Source organism: Paraburkholderia sp. OAS925 (assembly GCF_040543975.1).
In the GTDB taxonomy this organism is placed as follows: domain Bacteria; phylum Pseudomonadota; class Gammaproteobacteria; order Burkholderiales; family Burkholderiaceae; genus Paraburkholderia; species Paraburkholderia graminis.
Genome location: NZ_JBEUNO010000002.1, coordinates 2,183,568 through 2,200,352 on the forward strand (window position 1 = coordinate 2,183,568; position 16,785 = coordinate 2,200,352).

Sequence of the window (16,785 nt, forward strand, 5' to 3'; positions counted from 1 at the left end):
GCCCTCAGCGCCCATCGTCGCCCGCGCCGAACACGCGTTTTTCGACAACCGACATCAACCATGCGACCAGCAACGCGCACACGGTGCCGAGCGTCACTTCGCCGAGGCGCAGGATCGCCCTGTCCCACGCGGGACCGATGCCCGGCACCAGCAGCATGATGGTCGCGGTGATGCCGCCGAGCCGCGCCGCGCTGCCCACGTTGACGATCCAGCAGATCACGATGGCCGCCGCCACCGTCGCCGCGTAGGCCGCGAAATAGCCGTCGCCGAGCGTCGCGCCCGCGAGCCCGCACAGCCCGCCGACCATCGCGCCGATGAACTGGTCGCGCGACAGCTTACGCGTGTCGATATAGCTGTGCTGGCTCACGGCAATGGCGGTGATCGCGGCCCAGAACGCCTGCTCGGTGTGGAGCGCCTGGCCGATGCCGAACGCGAGGCTCGCGCCCGTCACCGCCTGCAATGCCATCAAACTGCCTTCGACGAGCCGCTCGCCGAACGGCAGCGATTTGAGGAAGGCGAACAGCGACTCGCCGGCGCTTGCGCGTTTCGTTCGTGCTGGGTGATCGGAAGGAGTCATCGGCGGGCGAGGTAGCAAAGGCTGGTGAAAACGAAAGGTACGCGAGCGGCAAGAGCCCGCCCGTATTCTAGCTTTCGCTACGACGCAGCCGGCGATAACGGTTCATCAGCGGCGTCGCCGACACGCCGTGAATCACCACCGACGCAGTCACCACCGCGAGCGCGAGCGGCACGAGCGGCTTGATGTCGGCGGCCGGCCCGTGTTCGAGCGAATACGCGAGGTAGTAGAACGAGCCCACGCCGCGAATCCCGAACCAGCTCATCAGGCGGCGCTGCGTCGGCGAAGCGGCCGAGCCGATCAACGACAACGCGACCGACGCCGGCCGCACGAACATGAAGAGCGCAATGACGAGCGCGAGCGCCTGCCACGTGAAGAGCGGCGCGGCGAGTGTGGCGAGCACGTTGCCGACCATCGCCATGATGATCACTTCGGCGATACGTTCCAGTTCGATCGTGAAGCCGAGCACCGACTCGGTCATGAACGCGTGCGCCTTGTCGGGATCGGACGCGGTCGCTTCGACGTCGGCGGAATCGACGGTGCCGATCGTTTCGCGCGGCGACGTGCCGCCGCTCGCGCGATATTCGACGCGGCGCATCGACACGCCCGCCGCGAACACCGCGAGAAAACCGTAGGTGTGCGCGAGCTGCGCCGCGCCGAACGACAGGCCGATCAGCCCGAGCGCGAAGAAACCTTCGAGGCCGAGCGCATGCGCAAAGCGCGTGCGCAGCCAGGCGACCGCATGGGTCGTCACCCAGCCGAGCAGCGCGCCGATCGCTATGGCGCCGAGCACGCCCCACACGGCGGACGCGGCGAGTTTGAGGTTGAGCACGTCGCCCGCGCCCGCGCCGTGCATCGCGCAAAACGCGAGGGCCGATCATCGCGAAAGGCAACGCGATGCCGTCGTTCAGACCGCCTTCGCCGGAGAGCGCGAATCGCAACAGATCGTGATCGCCGGGGTTATGCACCTGCACGTCGTGGGCAAGCACCGGGTCCGTCGGCGCGAGAATCGCGGCCAGCAGAATCGCGGGCCCCCAGCCGAGATGAAGCACGTACACGCAGAAGAGGGCGAGCAGCGGCACGGTGGCGAGCATCGCAAGAAAGCCGAGACGCAGCGGCACCATCCACAGTTTGTCGAGCACGCCGACGCGCAGGCGCAACCCGATCGCGAAGAGCGACACCAGCAGCGCGACTTCGGTGAGCATGCGCAGCAAGTGCGCGTCGGCGGCCATGTCGAGATGCAGCAGTCCGACGCCCGGCGGCCCGAGCGCGTAGCCGATCGCGACATACACCATCGCCGCGCTGACGGGCAGGCGGCGCAGCGTCGTCGCGGCCACGCCCATGAAAACGAGCACGGAGCCGACGATGAGAAACCACAAAGTTTCGTGCATGAGCATCCAGTCAAGGCCGGCATGCAAACGGCGCGTGCCGGCCGGGGTGGAAGGGCGCAAGCCTTGATGCGTCACGCGCACATGAGGGCATGGCAGCGCATGTGATGCGTCAGAGCGCGCATGAATGCGGTGAAAGGCGAATGGATGCGGACGAAAGCGGCTTCAGGGCGCGCGTCCAAACGCTTCGCGCAACTTGCGCTTGGCTTGCTCCAGCGTTGCGCGGCGAGTTTTCGGCAGGTTTCGGCCCGCGCGGTTGATGTAGAAGTTGAGCATCGACATCGCCGATTGAAACGGTGTGCCTTTGCGGCGGCGGCTTTTCGTCGACGACTGTTTGAGCGACTGCGCGATTTCGTCCGCGTTGCCGTTCTTGAAGATGTCCCGCTGGAGGTCCATCGCGTCGCTCGTTTCCATCACGTGATGCGACCACTTGTGCGGGCTCTTGCCGCCGTTCGCGCGCGACGCCTTCTTGTGCTGCGCCGCATGAGCCTGCGCGTGACGTTGCCGCGGCGGACGTCCGGACCGGCTTCGCGCCTTCGGGCGCTTCGTCTTGCGGGTGGTCTTGCTGGTGGCCATCGGAGCCGCCTCCTTTGCCAGATGTCTGGTGCTGTTTGCGGGTCGTACTCGCTTTGCATGCGTGATGCGCGATTCGTGATGCGCTATTCGCGACGCCGTTCTCTCGTTCGAAATTAAAAGCGCCGGCCGCCGCAACGGCGGCATGCCGGCGCGTAGTCTATAAACCGCGCAGCGAACCGCGCGGTTTCGCGTGCCTCGCTGATTACAGCTTCACGCCACCGGCTTCCGGCGCGTCCGACGAGCCTGCCGGAATATCGCCGACGCCGGCGTCATCGCGCATGTCGAAGCGGTCGCGGCTCCAGTACGGCTCGCTGCCGTAGTACTGGTGCACGGACGTGGCCCATGTCGCGTCCGCCATCGACGGCCAATGGTCCTTGTCGAACCCCGGCGCGTTTTTCACGCGCTCGGCCGGCATGTTCAGCACGAAGCATTTCTGCTCGGTGTCGAGCGTGAGCGCGTGCCACGGAATGGCGAGCAGTTTGTCGCCGATGCCGAGGAAGCCGCCGCTCGAAAGCACTGCATACGCGATACGCCCTGAGCGCACGTCGAGCATGATGTCCTTGATCTTGCCGATATCCTCGCCGTCGCTGCTGAGCACTCTGTTGTCGTCGAGTGTGTCTGCCGCCATTACGTCCGGGCCCGGGCCTTCCGCCGTCGCGCTGCCTTTACCGACGATGCGTGCGCCTTGCGTGCCTTGCGTCTGACTTTGCATGACCATGATCTGTCTCCTTCGCAGGTTTGGGGGTGATGACGAGTGCAGCAACGCGCGTTCCTCGTCCGCTTTCGCCAAGCGTTTGCCACGCGCTCGCGCGGTCCGCGTAAATGATGCGCGCCCCATTGAAATTCCTGCGCCGCTGCCGTGCTTTCGAACGCGTTGTAAAGAATGCGCTCGGCATGTCGATTGCTCGATTCATGGTGAGCATCGTGAATCTACGCATCTGTGGGAGACCTCATCATGAACAACCGAATTCACTATCAGTCGAACATCTGCGGCGGCGATTTCGCGCATGTACTCGAATGCTTTCGCGACTGGAAATCGCAGACGCTCGTGTATCGCAGGGATCAGCGCATGTTCGAAGGCAAGCAGGAAGTCCGGCCCTTGACCGAGCGCGTGTTCCCCAACGGCGAGATCGCGCATGAAGCGCTCGCGCAGATTTGCGATCCGCGCGATCCTTATGCGTTGGCCGCGGAAATCCGCGACGGCGAGCGCGACGTGTGGCTCGTGATGGCCGCGTTCGAGGAGAAAATGTGATTCGTTACCCGAACTAATTGCGCGGTGTACGCGGTGCAATCATGCAGCGCAGCGCTGATCCGAAGTGAGCCGATTCAACTCGCTGCGGGTTTGCCCGCGGACTGCGGCGAGCCGACGCGCTCGCCTGCGGCTCGCCGCGCGCTTCGCGCGCCGGTTTTTCCGGCTGGCCTTTCCGGTGACTTCCTCGTTGACCGTCCCGCGGGCAGCCCGGCCGGTTTTTGCGCCGGCTTTCGCTGCTGCCTTGTTCGCTTCCTTGCGAATCACACGCGACTTCTGAAGCAGCGTCGAAATCGAGCCGTTGATGCTGTCGGCGGCTTGTGCTTCGCGCAGCTTGCGGCCCTTCGCGCCCGCCTGACGCGCGAGTTTCGCCGCGCGTTTTTCCGCATGTGCGAGCAACGCGGCAAACGCCACTTCGTCCACTTTCAGACCGCGCCTCGACTGGCCCGGCGGCAAGGTCTGCAATTCGTCGGCTTCGAAGGCGCTGATGACGGCCGGATGGATATAGCAGCGCCGGCAGACAGCGGGCGTATTGCGCAGCAGGCCCGCGACTTCCTTCACGGTCGCGACGATATGGCGCCGCGCTTCCGTGGCGCTCTCGCACACGAGGCGCCGCAGCGTCGCGAGCGCATACACGCTGCCGGCCCATGTCCGATAGTCTTTCGCGGTGAAGTCGGCGCCGCTTGCACGGCGCAGATAGTCGTTGATGTCGGCGGAGCCGACGGTATGGCGCGTGCCGTCCTCGTCGAGATACTGGAACAGGTCGTGCCCCGGCAGTTCGGCACAGCGCCGCACGATGCGCTTCACGCGTGGGTCGTCGACCGTGACGTCGTGCTCGATGCCGCTCTTGCCGCGAAACCTGAAACGCAACTGTCCCGCTTCGACTTTCACATGTTTCTTGCGCAGCGTCGTCAAACCGTATGACTGATTTTCGCGCGCATATTCGACGCTGCCGACGCGCACGAGCGTCGTATCGAGCAGCCGCACGACGGCCGCGAACACCTTGTCGGCAGGCATGCCCGGCAGTTCGAGATCGCGCGCGACGCGGGCGCGAATCCTTGGCAACGCGCGGCCGAATTCCGCCATGCGTTCGTACTTGTCCGCGTCGCGCGTTTCGCGCCAGCGCGGGTGATAACGGTATTGCTTGCGGCCGCGCACGTCGCGTCCGGTCGCCTGAATGTGGCCGCGCGGATCGGGGCAAATCCATACGTCCTCATAGGCGGGCGGAATCGCAAGCGAGTTGATGCGCTGGATTTCCGCTTCGTCTTCAATGCGTTTTCCTTCGACGTCGAAATACGCGAAGCCTTCTTTCTCGCGCTTGCGTGTGTAGCCAGGCTTGCTGTCGTCGGCGTGGCGCAAACCAGGCGGCATCGCGGCGGGCGCGGCCTGCTTCGCGCTGTCGTCGGTCGATGCATGACCGTTTTGAGTTGTGCTGTTCGTCATAGCCATCTTCGCAGGTAGAACTTTCAAGCGTGAAGCGCGTTGCGCCAGTGATGGCCCGGAGCAAGGCCGGTGCCTGGCGCATACGCTGCGAGTGTGCGGGCGGAACGGTCCTTGCGAACAACGTCATACGTATCAACGCAAACGCAAACGCAAGCGCAAGCGCAACGCAAACGCAAACCCAACCGAAAAGGAGAGCGCCATGAGCAGCACGCTGAATCCCGATGAAGAGCCGCAACAGGTGGTGAAGCAGACCTCCGGCACGACGGGCACGTTGGGACCGAGCGATTCGTCCGATAGCGGCAGCGATGTCGCCGGCGAGAAGCGTCACGAGTTCGACGTCGAAACTGAACTGGACAATCACGCGCTCGAAACCGGGGAAGCCGAACTCGCCAGCGACACCGATCGCGCCGGCACCGGGGAGCGCGCCGCAGCCGACGGCGATTCGACGCTCGATCCCGATCGCGATATCGAGCCCGATCACATCGTGCGGCCATCGGCAGCCGATGACGGCGACGACGGTCTCGACGAGGACCCCACCGGTCTTTAATCGACCTGTCCGGTTCACACCCAACGCGCCGCAACGCCGGCCCAGCGGGCGGCGCAGCCAGATCAACGGGCACGCGCGGGCGGCAGGCACATGCCTTGCTGCCGCATAGTCAATGAGTAGCAAATCACGGAGGCCGCCGCGTCGAACGCGTGCCGCCCCGCACTGGAATTGAAGGAGAGAACGCAATGGCTAACAGCCTCGACGGTCTGAAGATAGCGGTACTCGCAGTCGACGGTTTCGAACAGGCGGAACTGGTCGAGCCGAAACGCGCGCTTGCCGAAGCGGGCGCGACCGTGCATGTGATTTCACAGAAGCCGGGCAAGATCCAGGGCTTCAAGCACGTCGACAAAGGCGACACGGTCGACGTCGATTCGACTTTCGACAAAGCCACCGCCGACGACTACGACGCAGTCGTATTACCGGGCGGCGTGGTGAACGGCGATGCGATTCGTTTGCTGCCGCAGGCGCAGGCCTTCGTCAAAGCCGCCGACAGCGCGAAGAAGCCGATCGCGGTGATTTGCCACGGCACGTGGCTGCCCGTATCGGCGGGAATCATCAAGGGTCGAACGGTGACGAGTTGGCCGAGTCAGCAGGACGACATTCGCAACGCGGGCGGCACATGGGTCGATCAGGAAGTGGTGGAAGACAACAACCTGATTTCGAGCCGCAAGCCCGATGACATTCCCGCATTCAACAAGGCGCTGATCGGGCAACTGTCCAAACGCAAGGCGGCATGAGCGGCGCAACGCGATTCGCGCATGCGGCGAGCGAGCAGCGCCGGTGACTCCGTAAGCAAGGGAGAAAAAGCATGAAACTACGGTATTCCCTACAAGTGATGACTGTCGCGCTCGGTCTTGGCGTGGCGTCGGCCGGCGCGGTCCACGCGCAGGCAAGCGACGCCCCTGCAAGCGATGCGCCCGCGGGCGGCACGCAGCTCTCGCCCGCGGATCAGCAGTTCATCCAGGACGCTTCGCAATCCGACGCCACCGAAATCGCCGCGAGCAAGATCGCGTTGAAGAATTCGCGTGATCCGCGTGTGAAGAAGTTCGCGCAGCAGATGATCACCGATCATACAAAGCTCTCGCAAAGCATGGCCGCGCTCGCCGCGAAGAAGCGGCTGCCGGCGGCGGGTGCGGCCGATTCGGCACTCGTCGGCAAACTGCAAACGCTCAAGGGCCAGCAGTTCGATGAAGCGTACGTCGAGCAGGTCGGGGTCGAGGCGCATCAGCGAGCGGTCGATCTGTTCCAGCAGCAAAGCCAGAGCGGCACCGACTCGCAACTGAAGGCTGCGGCGGCGCGCGCGCTGCCCATCATCAAGCATCATCTCGAGATGGCGAAGCAGCTCGCCGGCACCATGAAGGGTTCTTCATCATGAACGCTATCCTGCCGCGGCCTGCCTATGAGGACTCCCTTATGCAGATCACTTTCCCCGACGACAAGCCGACCTTCGACGGCGCGAACCTGACGGTTCGCTTCATGGCGCGCGTGGACGGCGAACCGGTTGTCTGCGCGATTACCGTCGAGGCGCTCGAGGATCACTTCGGCGCGCAGTCGCCGCTCGAAAGCGCCTTGATGGAGGCCTTCGACAAGGGCCGCAACCGGATCCGTTCGGTATGCGCCGAAGCGCTCGACCAGAACAACGGCGAAGGCGTAATCTTGCATAGCGGACTGTTCCGGGTGGAAGGCATGGAACCCGATCGCGGCAACGCTGCCTGAGTCCATCGCGCCGCTGCTCCGCTGCTCGCCGCCGGTCTTCGTCAACTCCTCGCCACAAGGCGCACCGCGGTTCGCGAGCGTCGTCTGTAAAAACGCATCACGATGCAAGGAGGCCTTATGTCACTCATCGTCGCAGCACGCTTTACGACTTTTCCCGCCGCTGAGGAAGCGGCGCAAAAACTCTTTAATGCAGGCTTCGTCGAAGAAGACGTCACGCTTTTCTTCGTCAATCCGCGCGGTCAGCATGCGCGTTTTCCGATTGACGGCGACGTGCATACCGACGCCGGTGCGAAAGGCGCGCCGAAGGGCGCCGGTCTCGGCGTGACGGTCGGCGCGGTGGCGGGCGCGATCATCGGCGTCGGCATCTTCGCGGCGTTCTCGGCGCCGCTGCTTGTCTCTGTGATTGCGGCGGGCGTCGGCGCCTATATCGGCTCGCTTGCCGGCGCGATGTGGCGCACACGCAAGGACGGCGACGCAGGAAACGGCGCGGTGTTTCACCAGGAGGCGCGCGATTCGGGCGTGCTCGTCGCCGTGCACGTATCGCCCGACAATCAGCTCGAGGCGGCGCGCGTGCTGCGTGAAGCGGGCGGTGTGTCGATCGAACGTGCAACGGGCCGTTGGCAGCAGGGGCGCTGGGCCGACTTCGATCCGTTGAAGCAGCCGGTGCCGCTCAACGAGTACAGCGAGAAGCGCGCTTGATGGACGCTCGTATGAGCGCTGCGTAACAGCGAGTAGGCCCGACAACTTAATGTCGGGCCTTTTCTTTTACGGACCGCAAACCGCGGAACACGCGTACAGCTTGCCTTGGACCCTTGCGGTTTATACCCAGACGCGTGCGGCGCCGCGCTGCGGCAAAGGCAGCGCATGCTCCGCCGGCGGTTGCTCGCGCGCCGGCTCGCATGAAGCCGGAATGATGCCGTTGCGCGACGTGCCGCACGACGAAGGCGCTGTTCGTACGCTTTCGGGCGTGCTTGCCGTAACGCCTGTAGGCGGCTCCATATGCTGACGAATCTGAAACACGCCCGCCGATGTGACGATTGCGACGGTGGCCAGAAGCTCTGCGCTGCTGATCTTCATGATGTTGCTCTCCCTGTCGTTGCTGCCCGCAATTCTTTTCAACTCTTGTGCACTGCATGACATCGTGCGGGCGAGATGAAGAGAGCAACGCACATGCCAATCCCAACAGCTTGCTGTGCATGCGTCGTTCGACACGCCAGGCACGCGCCGTGCGAGTAGTTGAGTGAACTCCGTCGCGTATGCATTCATGAGCAGTTCATGAGCAACTCACGACAAAGCAGGGGCACGCGCATGGCAACACACGCGCTAACCCTCGCGACGGATTCCGCGATTAACGAAACCCCTTGGAGGTATTGAATGGCTACGAACGTTGTTTCCGTGCTGAACGATCTCGTCGAAACATCGAAGGATGGAGAAAAGGGCTTTCGCAAGGCAGCCGAAGATGCGCGCGACACGCAGTTGAAGACGCTCTTCCTCACGCGTGCCGAAGACTGCGCCCGCGGCGCACGCGAACTGCAGGATGTGGTTCAGCGCTTGGGCGGCAAGCCGGAAACGGGCGGCAGCGTGAGCGGCGCGCTGCACCGCGGTTGGGTCGACATGAAGTCGGCGGTGACGGACCGCAGCGATCATCAGATACTCGTCGAGGTCGAGAAGGGCGAGGACGTCGCGAAGAAGAGCTATCACGACGCGCTCGAAAAAGAATTGCCCGCGGATGTGCGCGCGATCGTTGAGCGTCAATATCAGGGCGTGCTGCAGAACCACGACCGCGTGCGTGATCTGCGCGATCAGTATGCGGCGAAGAGCTAACGGCTAAGCCTCGCGTTCACGCAAAAAAGCCGTCCGCATGCGGACGGCTTTCTCTTTGCCCGGCGCGGAATTCATGAAACGCGCCGGGCTCCCTGCAACCGCATTTACTCGGCTGCGATTTTCAGGCGGTTCTTGACGCTCGTCACACCCTTCACGCCTTCCACGACGTCCTGGGCGGCGAGTTTATCGTCGGCGGAAGGCACGGTGCCCGTGAGCCACACGACGCCCTTGCGCGTCTTCACATGGATATGCGTGGACTTCACGTTCTTCGCGCCCAGCAGTTCTGCCTTGACCTTGGTGGTGATCGTGCCGTCGTCGATATGCTGACCGATGCTTTCCGACGATGCGGGCGGCGCCGAGGCGCTGGTTTGCGCGGTAGCGTTCAGTGCGAATGCGACACACGCGATGCTGCCTGCGGTCTTCAACAGATGGATGGTCTTCATGGTTCCTCCTTCGGGTGTTGATGAAATGGCGGTCTTGTTGCCTGCGGTCGATCGCGGCCTGCGCCGCCGATGACTCGCGTGGGATCGTTGCCGCTACGGTTCCGTCAGGGCCCGTTATCGACACCGGCCGGGTCTTCGCAGTCGTTGCGCCTCAGTCGTTAAACGATTAGCGCCGGATGCGAGGACACGCGTCCGTCCACATAGAGCCGGGTCGCAAAGTCTGTGCCCGCGGATCAGTCCGCGCAGTGCAAAGCCGGTCGAGCCCCGATTGCAGCGGCGCTTTTCCGCTGATGAATAAGCGCTCAGCACGCCACGAAAGGGCGGAGCAAAAGATAAGAAGTGAACCCGGAATTTGCCGCCTCGCTTGTAAAAAAGGCGCCGCGCGGGGCCGCAATTCGCAAGCCCGAAAAAGCAAAGGCTAGAAAAAACAGCGTGTTGCAAAAGCTGGTACGGCAGTTGCTCTGTTCAGGTTGCTCTTTACTTCAGCTATTCATGGGACCTCAACACGATGCCTTCAATTGAACTTCGCACAAGGCAGTCTCTTGCACTCACGCCGCGCTTGCAGCAGTCCGTGCGTCTGTTGCAGCTATCGTCTCTGGAGTTCCAGCAGGAGTTGCGAACCGCGCTCGATACGAACCCCTTCCTCGAATACGATTCGTCGGAAACGGAAGACGTCGCGCTCGCAACGCCGACCCCCGACGAAGCCGGCGCGCTGCCCGCCACCGATGCGGTCGCGGCCGCCGAGCCCGACGCATTGCCAGCCGAAGCGGTGACGAGCGAGACGCTCGACAGCGGCGGCCCGGACGACATGCCGGGCGACTTCTCGGGCGACTACAGCAGCCGCAGTTCCGCACGCCAGAACGGCGATTCCGACGGCAGCGATCCGGCCGAATGGGCGCGCTCGCAGCCGACCTTGCGCGAGCAGTTGCATGACGCGCTGCGTCTTTACCGGCTGGACGACCGCGATCGCGCCGTCGCGCGCTTCATCATCGAGGCGCTCGACGACGACGGTTATCTACGCCAGGACCTCGCGGATCTCGCGGACAGCGTCGATCTCGAGCCCGAGTTGACCGAAGAAGAATTGCTGGTGGCGCTGCGCCTCGTGCAATCGCTCGACCGTCCGGGTCTCGGCGCACGTTCGCTGTCGGAATGCCTGCTGCTGCAGGTCAACGCGTTGCCCGCGGAGACGCCGGGGCGCGACGTGGCGCGGCAGATCGTCGAGCATCATCTCGAACGGCTCGCGCGTCGCGAGCAGGCTGAATTGCAGAAGCAGATTGGCTGCAGCGCAGAAGAGTTACGCGTGGCCTGCGCGCTCGTGCGCAAGCTCGACCCGAAGCCGGGCAACTGCTATGGCCGTACCGAGGACAACTACGTCGTGCCCGATGTGATCGTGCGTCAGGTGCGTAACAAGTGGGTCGTGACGATCAACCCCGCCGTGCAGCCGCGCGCGCGGATTCATCGCATGTATGCCGAGCTGTTCGCGCAGTCCGCGGGCGCGAGCCGTTCGCCGCTCGCGCAGCAGCTTCAGGAAGCCCGCTGGTTGATCAGGAATGCGCAACAACGCTTCGATACGATTCAACGCGTGGCCGAATGCATCGTCGCGCATCAAAAGGCGTTCTTCCAGTACGGCGAAATCGCGCTGAAGCCGATGGTGCTGCGCGATGTCGCCGACGAACTCGGTCTTCACGAATCGACCATCTCGCGCGCGACGGGCAACAAATATATGGCCACGCCCCGCGGCATTTTCGAATTCAAGCATTTCTTCCCGCGCGAACTCGGCACCGAAAGCGGCGGCACCTGTTCCGCCGCCGCGGTGCGCGCGCTGCTCAAGGAAATGATCGCCGCGGAAAACACGCGCGATCCGCTGTCCGATGTGACGCTTGCGAAGATGCTCGCCGATCAGGGCGTGCTCGTCGCGCGCCGCACGGTCGCGAAGTATCGTCATCTGATGAAAGTGCCGCCGGCGGAGTTGCGCCGCCAGGTTTGAGCCGCGAGTTCGAGTCGCGAATTGAGTCGGCTCGACGCTTGTTGCATGCGGTGATTCGATCGAAACTGAAGCGCCACGCGAGACTGTCCGCCCGCGTGGCGCTTTTTCGTATCTGGACGTTTCGCGCACGCCCCATTACATTGGCGGGTCAAATCGGAAACGGGTGAGCGCGATGAAGTATTCGAGTCGGGTAGAAGGTCTGCAAGGCAGGCGCACGTCGGCGTGGGAAATTCATCGGGTCGCGCAGCAGGCGGCCGCGAAGGGCGAGGACGTGATCGTGCTCAGCGTCGGAGACCCCGACTTCGCGACGCCTGCGCCGATCGTCGAGCGCGCCGTCGACGCGTTGCGCGGCGGCGATACGCACTACAGCGCGGTCTCCGGCCGCGATCCGTTGCGTGCGGCGATTGCGAGCGAACACTCGCGCATGAGCGGCGTCGCCGTCGCGCCGGCCAACGTGATCCTCACCGCGGGCGCGCAAAACGGCGTGTTCGCCACGTCGCTGTGTCTGCTCGAAGCAGGCGACGAAGTCATCGTTCCCGAGCCGATGTACCTCACATACGAAGCCTGCGTGCGCGCGGCCGGCGCGACGCTCGTGCCGGTGCCGGTGGACCCCGCGCGTGCGTTCCACCTCGACTGCGACGCGCTCGAAAGAGCGGTCACCCCGCGCACCAAGGCGATCTTCTTCGCGACGCCCTGCAATCCGACCGGCGTCGTCATGCCGCGCGCGGATCTCGAGCGGATTGCGCGCGTCGCCTACGAGCACGATCTGTGGGTGCTGTCCGACGAAGTCTATGCCGACCTCACGTTCGAGCGCGAACATATGAGCATCATGTCGCTGCCGGGCATGGCGGAGCGCACGGTGACGCTAGGCAGTCTGTCGAAATCGCATGCGATGGCCGGCTGGCGCGTCGGTTGGGCAATCGGGCCGACGCAATTGATCGAACACATGGGGCGGCTCGCGCTCGCGATGCTGTACGGCTTGCCGGGTTTCATCCAGCAGGCCGCGCTGACGGCGCTGCAAGAGAAGGCGCGAATCGTCGATGAAATGCGCGAGATTTACCGGCGCCGCCGCGATGTCGTGTTCGAACATTTGAGCCGCATTCCGCGCTTGCGCTGCCTGCTTCCCGAAGCCGGCATGTTCATGATGGTCGACGTCAGCGGCACAGGTCTCGATACGATGGATTTCACGTGGCGGCTGTTCCGTGCCCAAGGGGTGTCGGTGCTCGACGCAAGCGCGTTTGGCGAGACCGCTAACGGCTTCGTGCGCCTGGGCTTCGTGGTGGATGAGGCACGTCTTGCCGAGGCATGCAAGCGGATTGCGGCGTTTGTGGCGACGGTATAATTCATTCGCGATTCCGCGAATGCCTGCAAGTGCCTTGCATTCGCCAACGAACCTTGAACCATCCGGCTTTACGAGCCGCCGCCTATGCACTTTCGCCCGATTCAGTCCTTCACGCGCAAGCGGCTTTCCGACGTAGTCGCCGATCAGATCAAGCAATTGATCTCGGACGGCGTGCTGATGCCGGGCGACCGCTTGCCGGCGGAACGCGATCTCGCCACGCAACTGGCGGTCTCGCGGCCCTCGCTGCGTGAGGCGCTGATCCGGCTCGAGTCGGACGGTTATATCGCCACGTCAGGGCGGGGCGGTTTTACGGTGGTGGAACTGACCGCGCCGCTTATTTCGGGGCCGCTCGCCGAACTGCTTTTGCAGAATCCGCGTACCAGTGCCGATATTCTCGAATTGCGCCAGGGGCTCGAATCCATTTCGACGGTGTATGCCGCCGAGCGCGCGACAGCCGCCGATCTTCGCAAGATCAAGGCCGCGTTTGAAGCGTTGAAGGCGGCGTCGCGATCGCAGGATCGTGACAATCTCGCGGAACTGGACGCCGCGTTTCACCTCGCCATTGCCGACTCCACGCACAACATCGCGCTTGCGCATGTGATGCACGGCATCCATACGCTGATTCGCGAAGGCATGCGCCAGTACCATCGGCTGATCGATTACGACGAGGCGATGGAAAAGCAGTTGATGAGCCAGCATCAGGCCATATACGACGCGGTCATGGCGCGCGACGCGCAAAAAGCGCGTAAGGCCGCTGAACGGCATCTCGCGTTTGTGCGCGAGATTTATCAGGAAGACGCGGCGAAGCTGTAGACGTTTATGGGCGGTCGCGGGCGCCTGTCGCTCAGCGCCCGTCGCGATCTTCCGATTGACACGAACCGGGGACTTCCTTATATTTTTGGTCAGACCAAGCTGACCAACCTTGCCAACATGACCGCCGGCGTTGTCTCCTGCCGCGTTCCGTCCAATGAACTCATGAAAGTCGCCCTCTTTATTCCGTGCTTTATCGACGCGTTCTACCCCGAGGTCGGCATCGCCACACTCGAATTGCTGGAGCGCTTCGGCATCGAGGTCGACTATCCGCAGGAGCAAACCTGTTGCGGCCAGCCGATGGCCAATAGCGGCGCGCACGCGGACGCGGCCGGCGCCGAGCGCGTGTTTGCGCGCAACTTCGCGGGCTATGACTACATCGTCGGACCTTCGGCGAGCTGTATCCATCACGTGCGGGAGCATCTGACCGCGATCGAGCAGACGGATAAAGTCAGAAACGTGCGCGCAGGTGCTTATGAACTCGTCGAGTTTCTGCATGACGTGGTCGGCGCGCGCGAATTTCCGTGGGCTGAGTTTCCGTATCGCGTCGGCTTGCATAACAGTTGCAGCGCGTTGCGGCATCTGAAGGAAGCGTCGGTATCGGAAGTCGCGGGGCAGCCGTTTTCGAAACCACGCACGTTGCTCGAAGGCGTGAAGGGCATCGAGTTCGTCAAACCGTCCAGACCGGATGAATGCTGCGGTTTTGGCGGCACTTTCTCTGTCACTGAAGAGCCTGTCTCCGTGCGCATGGGGCAGGACAAGGTGCGCGATCATCTGAACGCAGGCGCGCAATACATCGTATCGGGCGACATGTCGTGTCTGATGCATCAGCAAGGCTGCGCCGAACGCATGAAGGCCGACGCGCGCTTCATCCATATCGCTCAGGTGCTGAACGGGGCACGCGCATGAGCCGCATCGACCACGCGAAGGCGGCCGGCGAGTTCATCAGGAAGACTGAACACGTTGCGTTTCACGACAAGCGTCTGTGGGATTTGCGTGAGAAGCGCGACGCGCAGGCGCACGGCATTGCCGAATGGGAGACGCTGCGCGAACTCGCCTCGGGCATCAAGGAACATACGCTGTCGAATTTGTCCGAGTACCTCGAACAGTTTGCCGCGGCAGCGGAGGCGAACGGGGTCGTGGTGCATTGGGCGTCCACGGCGGAAGAGCACAACGCGCTCGTCTATCAGATCATGTCCGCGCGCGGCATGACCACGCTGGTCAAAAGTAAGTCGATGCTCACCGACGAATGCAAGATGCGCGAGTATCTCGAACCGCGCGGCATTACGGTGATGGAAACCGATCTCGGCGAGCGCATCCAGCAACTCGATCATCAGGACCCGAGCCATATGGTCGTGCCCGCGGTCCACAAGTTGCGCGCGGACGTGGCGCAACTGTTCGGCCGAACCATCGGCACCGACCCGAACAATAGCGATATCCACTATCTCGCGGAAAGCCAGCGCATGAATACGCGGCCTTATTTCGTGCGCGAAAAAACGGCCGGTATGACGGGCTGCAATTTCGCCGTCGCGGAGACGGGCACGGTCGTGGTGTGCACAAACGAAGGCAACGCGGATCTTTCGGCGAATGTGCCGCCGTTGCATATCGCGTCGATCGGTATCGAGAAGCTGATTCCCAAGGTCGCGGATCTCGGCGTGTTTATCCGCATGCTGTCGCGCAGCGCGCTGGGTTCGCCGATCACGCAATACACCTCGCATTTCCGCGCGCCGCGTCCGGGCACGGAGATGCATTACATCCTCGTCGATCATGGCCGCTCGGAGCGGCTCGCGATGGAGGACTTCTGGTACTCGCTCAAATGCATCCGCTGCGGCGCATGCATGAATACGTGCCCGGTCTACCGGCGCAGCGGCGGGCTGTCGTATGGCGGCACTTACTCCGGGCCGATCGGCGCGATCATCAACCCGACCTTCGATCTGAAGCGCTATAGCGCGTTGCCGTTTGCGTCGACGCTCAACGGCAGTTGCACGAACGTGTGTCCGGTGAAGATCAATATTCACGAGCAGATCTACAAATGGCGCACGGTAATCGCCGAGCGTCATGAAGTGCCGTTCGTGAAGCAGGAAGTGTTGAAGATGGCGGGGCGCCTGCTGGCGAGTCCGACCTTGTATCGCGCGACCGTCGCGTCGATGAGCGGCGCATTGCGGCGGCTGCCGAATTTCGTGCTGTATAACCCGCTGAATATCTGGGGCAGGCAACGCGAGTTGCCCGAGGCGCCGAAGCAGACCTTCCACGCCTGGTACAGGAAAAACCGCGGAGGTGACGATGGCAACGCGTGAGGCTTTTCTCGCGAAGGTGCGGCAGGCGCAACCGGCAGCGCGTCCGCGTCCCGATGTGCCGCTCTTTCCCGCGATGGGCGGCGATCTGCGCGAGCGGTTCGCGGCTGCATTGCAAATGATGGGCGGCACATGCGTGCAAGCGCAAGCCGCGTCCGATGTCGCCGCGTTGATCCGCGAGCGGTTCGGCGCGGCGGTGTCCATCGCATCGGCTACAGCCGAAGTGCCCGGCACGCGCATGCTGACCGCCGACACCGAACCGGCATCGCTGCAGGACATCGACGTCGGCGTGGTGCGCGCGCGTTTCGGCGTCGCGGAGACGGGCTCGGTGTGGTTCAGCGAACGCGAGTACGTGGTCAACGCGTTGGGTTACATCGTGCAGCATCTCGTGGTGCTGCTCGATCCGGCGCAACTGGTGGACGGTTTGCAGGACGTTTACCGGCGCAACGACTTCCGCGATGCCCGTTATGCGGCGCTTGTCACGGGGCCGTCCGCGACCGCGGACATTGAAGGCGTGCTGATTCGCGGCGCGCAGGGCGTGCGTTCGCTGACGGTGGTGTGGCTCGCGGCAAAGCCGTAGCGGCAGTGGAGT

At 63.5% G+C, this 16,785-nt stretch carries 20 protein-coding genes and 1 pseudogene; 14 read left to right on the top strand and 7 right to left on the bottom strand.

What is annotated here, in order from left to right; all coding sequences use genetic code 11:
• Positions 1-4: 4 nt before the first annotated feature.
• The 4 genes and pseudogenes from ABIE53_RS28565 to ABIE53_RS28580 form a co-directional block, all read right to left on the bottom strand.
• Entirely contained in the window at positions 5-577 is a 573-nt protein-coding gene (locus ABIE53_RS28565) for an FUSC family protein (protein WP_006046949.1), read from the bottom strand.
• Positions 578-644: 67 nt separating this feature from the next.
• Positions 645-1,965 (bottom strand): annotated as a pseudogene (locus ABIE53_RS28570) (cation:proton antiporter).
• Positions 1,966-2,127: 162 nt separating this feature from the next.
• On the bottom strand, positions 2,128-2,538 hold the full coding sequence (locus ABIE53_RS28575) for a DUF3175 domain-containing protein (protein WP_006046952.1): 411 nt from the start codon (positions 2,536-2,538) through the stop codon (positions 2,128-2,130).
• A gap of 202 nt (positions 2,539-2,740) precedes the next feature.
• Complete coding sequence (locus ABIE53_RS28580) at positions 2,741-3,256, bottom strand: PRC-barrel domain-containing protein (RefSeq protein WP_006046953.1); 516 nt, start codon at positions 3,254-3,256, stop codon at positions 2,741-2,743.
• A 237-nt stretch (positions 3,257-3,493) separates the two neighbouring features.
• On the opposite strand from ABIE53_RS28580, the gene ABIE53_RS28585 reads away from it, so the two are divergent.
• Complete coding sequence (locus tag ABIE53_RS28585; RefSeq protein ID WP_006046954.1) at positions 3,494-3,790, top strand: hypothetical protein; 297 nt, start codon at positions 3,494-3,496, stop codon at positions 3,788-3,790.
• Between the two features lie 39 nt (positions 3,791-3,829).
• Here ABIE53_RS28585 and ABIE53_RS28590 read toward each other — a convergent pair whose 3' ends face one another.
• Complete coding sequence (locus ABIE53_RS28590) at positions 3,830-5,236, bottom strand: DNA topoisomerase IB (RefSeq protein ID WP_376916747.1); 1,407 nt, start codon at positions 5,234-5,236, stop codon at positions 3,830-3,832.
• 193 nt (positions 5,237-5,429) lie between these two features.
• On the opposite strand from ABIE53_RS28590, the gene ABIE53_RS28595 reads away from it, so the two are divergent.
• The 5 genes from ABIE53_RS28595 to ABIE53_RS28615 all read left to right on the top strand — a co-directional run bounded on the left by ABIE53_RS28595 (position 5,430) and on the right by ABIE53_RS28615 (position 8,192).
• Positions 5,430-5,777, top strand: a complete 348-nt coding sequence (locus tag ABIE53_RS28595) for a hypothetical protein (protein ID WP_006046956.1) — start codon at positions 5,430-5,432, stop codon at positions 5,775-5,777.
• A 185-nt stretch (positions 5,778-5,962) separates the two neighbouring features.
• Positions 5,963-6,514 carry a type 1 glutamine amidotransferase domain-containing protein gene (locus ABIE53_RS28600; protein ID WP_192699033.1) on the top strand — a complete coding sequence of 184 codons (552 nt, stop codon included), beginning with the start codon at positions 5,963-5,965 and terminating at the stop codon, positions 6,512-6,514.
• Between the two features lie 71 nt (positions 6,515-6,585).
• A complete protein-coding gene (locus tag ABIE53_RS28605) occupies positions 6,586-7,152 on the top strand; it encodes a DUF4142 domain-containing protein (RefSeq protein WP_192699032.1) in 567 nt (188 codons plus the stop codon).
• Positions 7,149-7,493, top strand: coding sequence for a DUF1488 family protein (locus ABIE53_RS28610; RefSeq protein ID WP_029965663.1), 345 nt, complete (start codon positions 7,149-7,151; stop codon positions 7,491-7,493). Before ABIE53_RS28605 ends, ABIE53_RS28610 begins: the two co-directional genes overlap by 4 nt.
• A 117-nt stretch (positions 7,494-7,610) precedes the next feature.
• Positions 7,611-8,192, top strand: a complete 582-nt coding sequence (locus tag ABIE53_RS28615) for a hypothetical protein (RefSeq protein ID WP_192699031.1) — start codon at positions 7,611-7,613, stop codon at positions 8,190-8,192.
• A 120-nt stretch (positions 8,193-8,312) separates the two neighbouring features.
• Here ABIE53_RS28615 and ABIE53_RS28620 read toward each other — a convergent pair whose 3' ends face one another.
• The gene (locus ABIE53_RS28620; RefSeq protein WP_006046963.1) at positions 8,313-8,570 is read right to left on the bottom strand and encodes a hypothetical protein; all 258 of its coding nucleotides are present in this window, start codon (positions 8,568-8,570) and stop codon (positions 8,313-8,315) included.
• Between the two features lie 297 nt (positions 8,571-8,867).
• Between ABIE53_RS28620 and ABIE53_RS28625 the strand changes: the two genes are divergently transcribed.
• Positions 8,868-9,317 carry a ferritin-like domain-containing protein gene (locus ABIE53_RS28625; RefSeq protein ID WP_006046964.1) on the top strand — a complete coding sequence of 150 codons (450 nt, stop codon included), beginning with the start codon at positions 8,868-8,870 and terminating at the stop codon, positions 9,315-9,317.
• Positions 9,318-9,421: 104 nt separating this feature from the next.
• Here ABIE53_RS28625 and ABIE53_RS28630 read toward each other — a convergent pair whose 3' ends face one another.
• Positions 9,422-9,760 (bottom strand): BON domain-containing protein, encoded by a 339-nt coding sequence (locus tag ABIE53_RS28630; protein WP_006046965.1) that lies wholly within the window; start codon positions 9,758-9,760, stop codon positions 9,422-9,424.
• Between the two features lie 339 nt (positions 9,761-10,099).
• On the opposite strand from ABIE53_RS28630, the gene ABIE53_RS28635 reads away from it, so the two are divergent.
• The 7 genes from ABIE53_RS28635 to ABIE53_RS28665 all read left to right on the top strand — a co-directional run bounded on the left by ABIE53_RS28635 (position 10,100) and on the right by ABIE53_RS28665 (position 16,773).
• Positions 10,100-10,282 (top strand): hypothetical protein, encoded by a 183-nt coding sequence (locus tag ABIE53_RS28635; RefSeq protein ID WP_132384603.1) that lies wholly within the window; start codon positions 10,100-10,102, stop codon positions 10,280-10,282.
• Positions 10,269-11,747: an RNA polymerase factor sigma-54 gene (locus tag ABIE53_RS28640; RefSeq protein ID WP_006046966.1), complete on the top strand. Its 1,479-nt coding sequence runs from the start codon at positions 10,269-10,271 to the stop codon at positions 11,745-11,747. The genes ABIE53_RS28635 and ABIE53_RS28640 overlap by 14 nt, the downstream gene beginning before the upstream one ends.
• Before the next feature lie 172 nt (positions 11,748-11,919).
• The gene (locus ABIE53_RS28645) at positions 11,920-13,089 is read left to right on the top strand and encodes a pyridoxal phosphate-dependent aminotransferase (protein WP_192699030.1); all 1,170 of its coding nucleotides are present in this window, start codon (positions 11,920-11,922) and stop codon (positions 13,087-13,089) included.
• A gap of 84 nt (positions 13,090-13,173) precedes the next feature.
• Positions 13,174-13,902: a FadR/GntR family transcriptional regulator gene (locus ABIE53_RS28650; protein ID WP_029970512.1), complete on the top strand. Its 729-nt coding sequence runs from the start codon at positions 13,174-13,176 to the stop codon at positions 13,900-13,902.
• Positions 13,903-14,064: 162 nt separating this feature from the next.
• The gene (locus tag ABIE53_RS28655; protein ID WP_192699029.1) at positions 14,065-14,808 is read left to right on the top strand and encodes a (Fe-S)-binding protein; all 744 of its coding nucleotides are present in this window, start codon (positions 14,065-14,067) and stop codon (positions 14,806-14,808) included.
• Complete coding sequence (locus ABIE53_RS28660) at positions 14,805-16,196, top strand: lactate utilization protein B (RefSeq protein WP_192699028.1); 1,392 nt, start codon at positions 14,805-14,807, stop codon at positions 16,194-16,196. Before ABIE53_RS28655 ends, ABIE53_RS28660 begins: the two co-directional genes overlap by 4 nt.
• Positions 16,183-16,773, top strand: coding sequence for a LutC/YkgG family protein (locus ABIE53_RS28665; protein WP_006046971.1), 591 nt, complete (start codon positions 16,183-16,185; stop codon positions 16,771-16,773). Before ABIE53_RS28660 ends, ABIE53_RS28665 begins: the two co-directional genes overlap by 14 nt.
• The last annotated feature ends 12 nt before the right edge of the window (positions 16,774-16,785 follow it).

Bases quoted from the DNA above. Each gene is read 5' to 3' on its own strand.
- ABIE53_RS28565 (WP_006046949.1), bottom strand. From the start codon at position 577: ATGACTCCTTCCGATCACCCAGCACGAACGAAACGCGCAAGCGCCGGC.
- ABIE53_RS28575 (WP_006046952.1), bottom strand. From the start codon at position 2,538: ATGGCCACCAGCAAGACCACCCGCAAGACGAAGCGCCCGAAGGCGCGA.
- ABIE53_RS28580 (WP_006046953.1), bottom strand. From the start codon at position 3,256: ATGGTCATGCAAAGTCAGACGCAAGGCACGCAAGGCGCACGCATCGTC.
- ABIE53_RS28585 (WP_006046954.1), top strand. From the start codon at position 3,494: ATGAACAACCGAATTCACTATCAGTCGAACATCTGCGGCGGCGATTTC.
- ABIE53_RS28590 (WP_376916747.1), bottom strand. From the start codon at position 5,236: ATGGCTATGACGAACAGCACAACTCAAAACGGTCATGCATCGACCGAC.
- ABIE53_RS28595 (WP_006046956.1), top strand. From the start codon at position 5,430: ATGAGCAGCACGCTGAATCCCGATGAAGAGCCGCAACAGGTGGTGAAG.
- ABIE53_RS28600 (WP_192699033.1), top strand. From the start codon at position 5,963: ATGGCTAACAGCCTCGACGGTCTGAAGATAGCGGTACTCGCAGTCGAC.
- ABIE53_RS28605 (WP_192699032.1), top strand. From the start codon at position 6,586: ATGAAACTACGGTATTCCCTACAAGTGATGACTGTCGCGCTCGGTCTT.
- ABIE53_RS28610 (WP_029965663.1), top strand. From the start codon at position 7,149: ATGAACGCTATCCTGCCGCGGCCTGCCTATGAGGACTCCCTTATGCAG.
- ABIE53_RS28615 (WP_192699031.1), top strand. From the start codon at position 7,611: ATGTCACTCATCGTCGCAGCACGCTTTACGACTTTTCCCGCCGCTGAG.
- ABIE53_RS28620 (WP_006046963.1), bottom strand. From the start codon at position 8,570: ATGAAGATCAGCAGCGCAGAGCTTCTGGCCACCGTCGCAATCGTCACA.
- ABIE53_RS28625 (WP_006046964.1), top strand. From the start codon at position 8,868: ATGGCTACGAACGTTGTTTCCGTGCTGAACGATCTCGTCGAAACATCG.
- ABIE53_RS28630 (WP_006046965.1), bottom strand. From the start codon at position 9,760: ATGAAGACCATCCATCTGTTGAAGACCGCAGGCAGCATCGCGTGTGTC.
- ABIE53_RS28640 (WP_006046966.1), top strand. From the start codon at position 10,269: ATGCCTTCAATTGAACTTCGCACAAGGCAGTCTCTTGCACTCACGCCG.
- ABIE53_RS28645 (WP_192699030.1), top strand. From the start codon at position 11,920: ATGAAGTATTCGAGTCGGGTAGAAGGTCTGCAAGGCAGGCGCACGTCG.
- ABIE53_RS28650 (WP_029970512.1), top strand. From the start codon at position 13,174: ATGCACTTTCGCCCGATTCAGTCCTTCACGCGCAAGCGGCTTTCCGAC.
- ABIE53_RS28655 (WP_192699029.1), top strand. From the start codon at position 14,065: ATGAAAGTCGCCCTCTTTATTCCGTGCTTTATCGACGCGTTCTACCCC.
- ABIE53_RS28660 (WP_192699028.1), top strand. From the start codon at position 14,805: ATGAGCCGCATCGACCACGCGAAGGCGGCCGGCGAGTTCATCAGGAAG.
- ABIE53_RS28665 (WP_006046971.1), top strand. From the start codon at position 16,183: ATGGCAACGCGTGAGGCTTTTCTCGCGAAGGTGCGGCAGGCGCAACCG.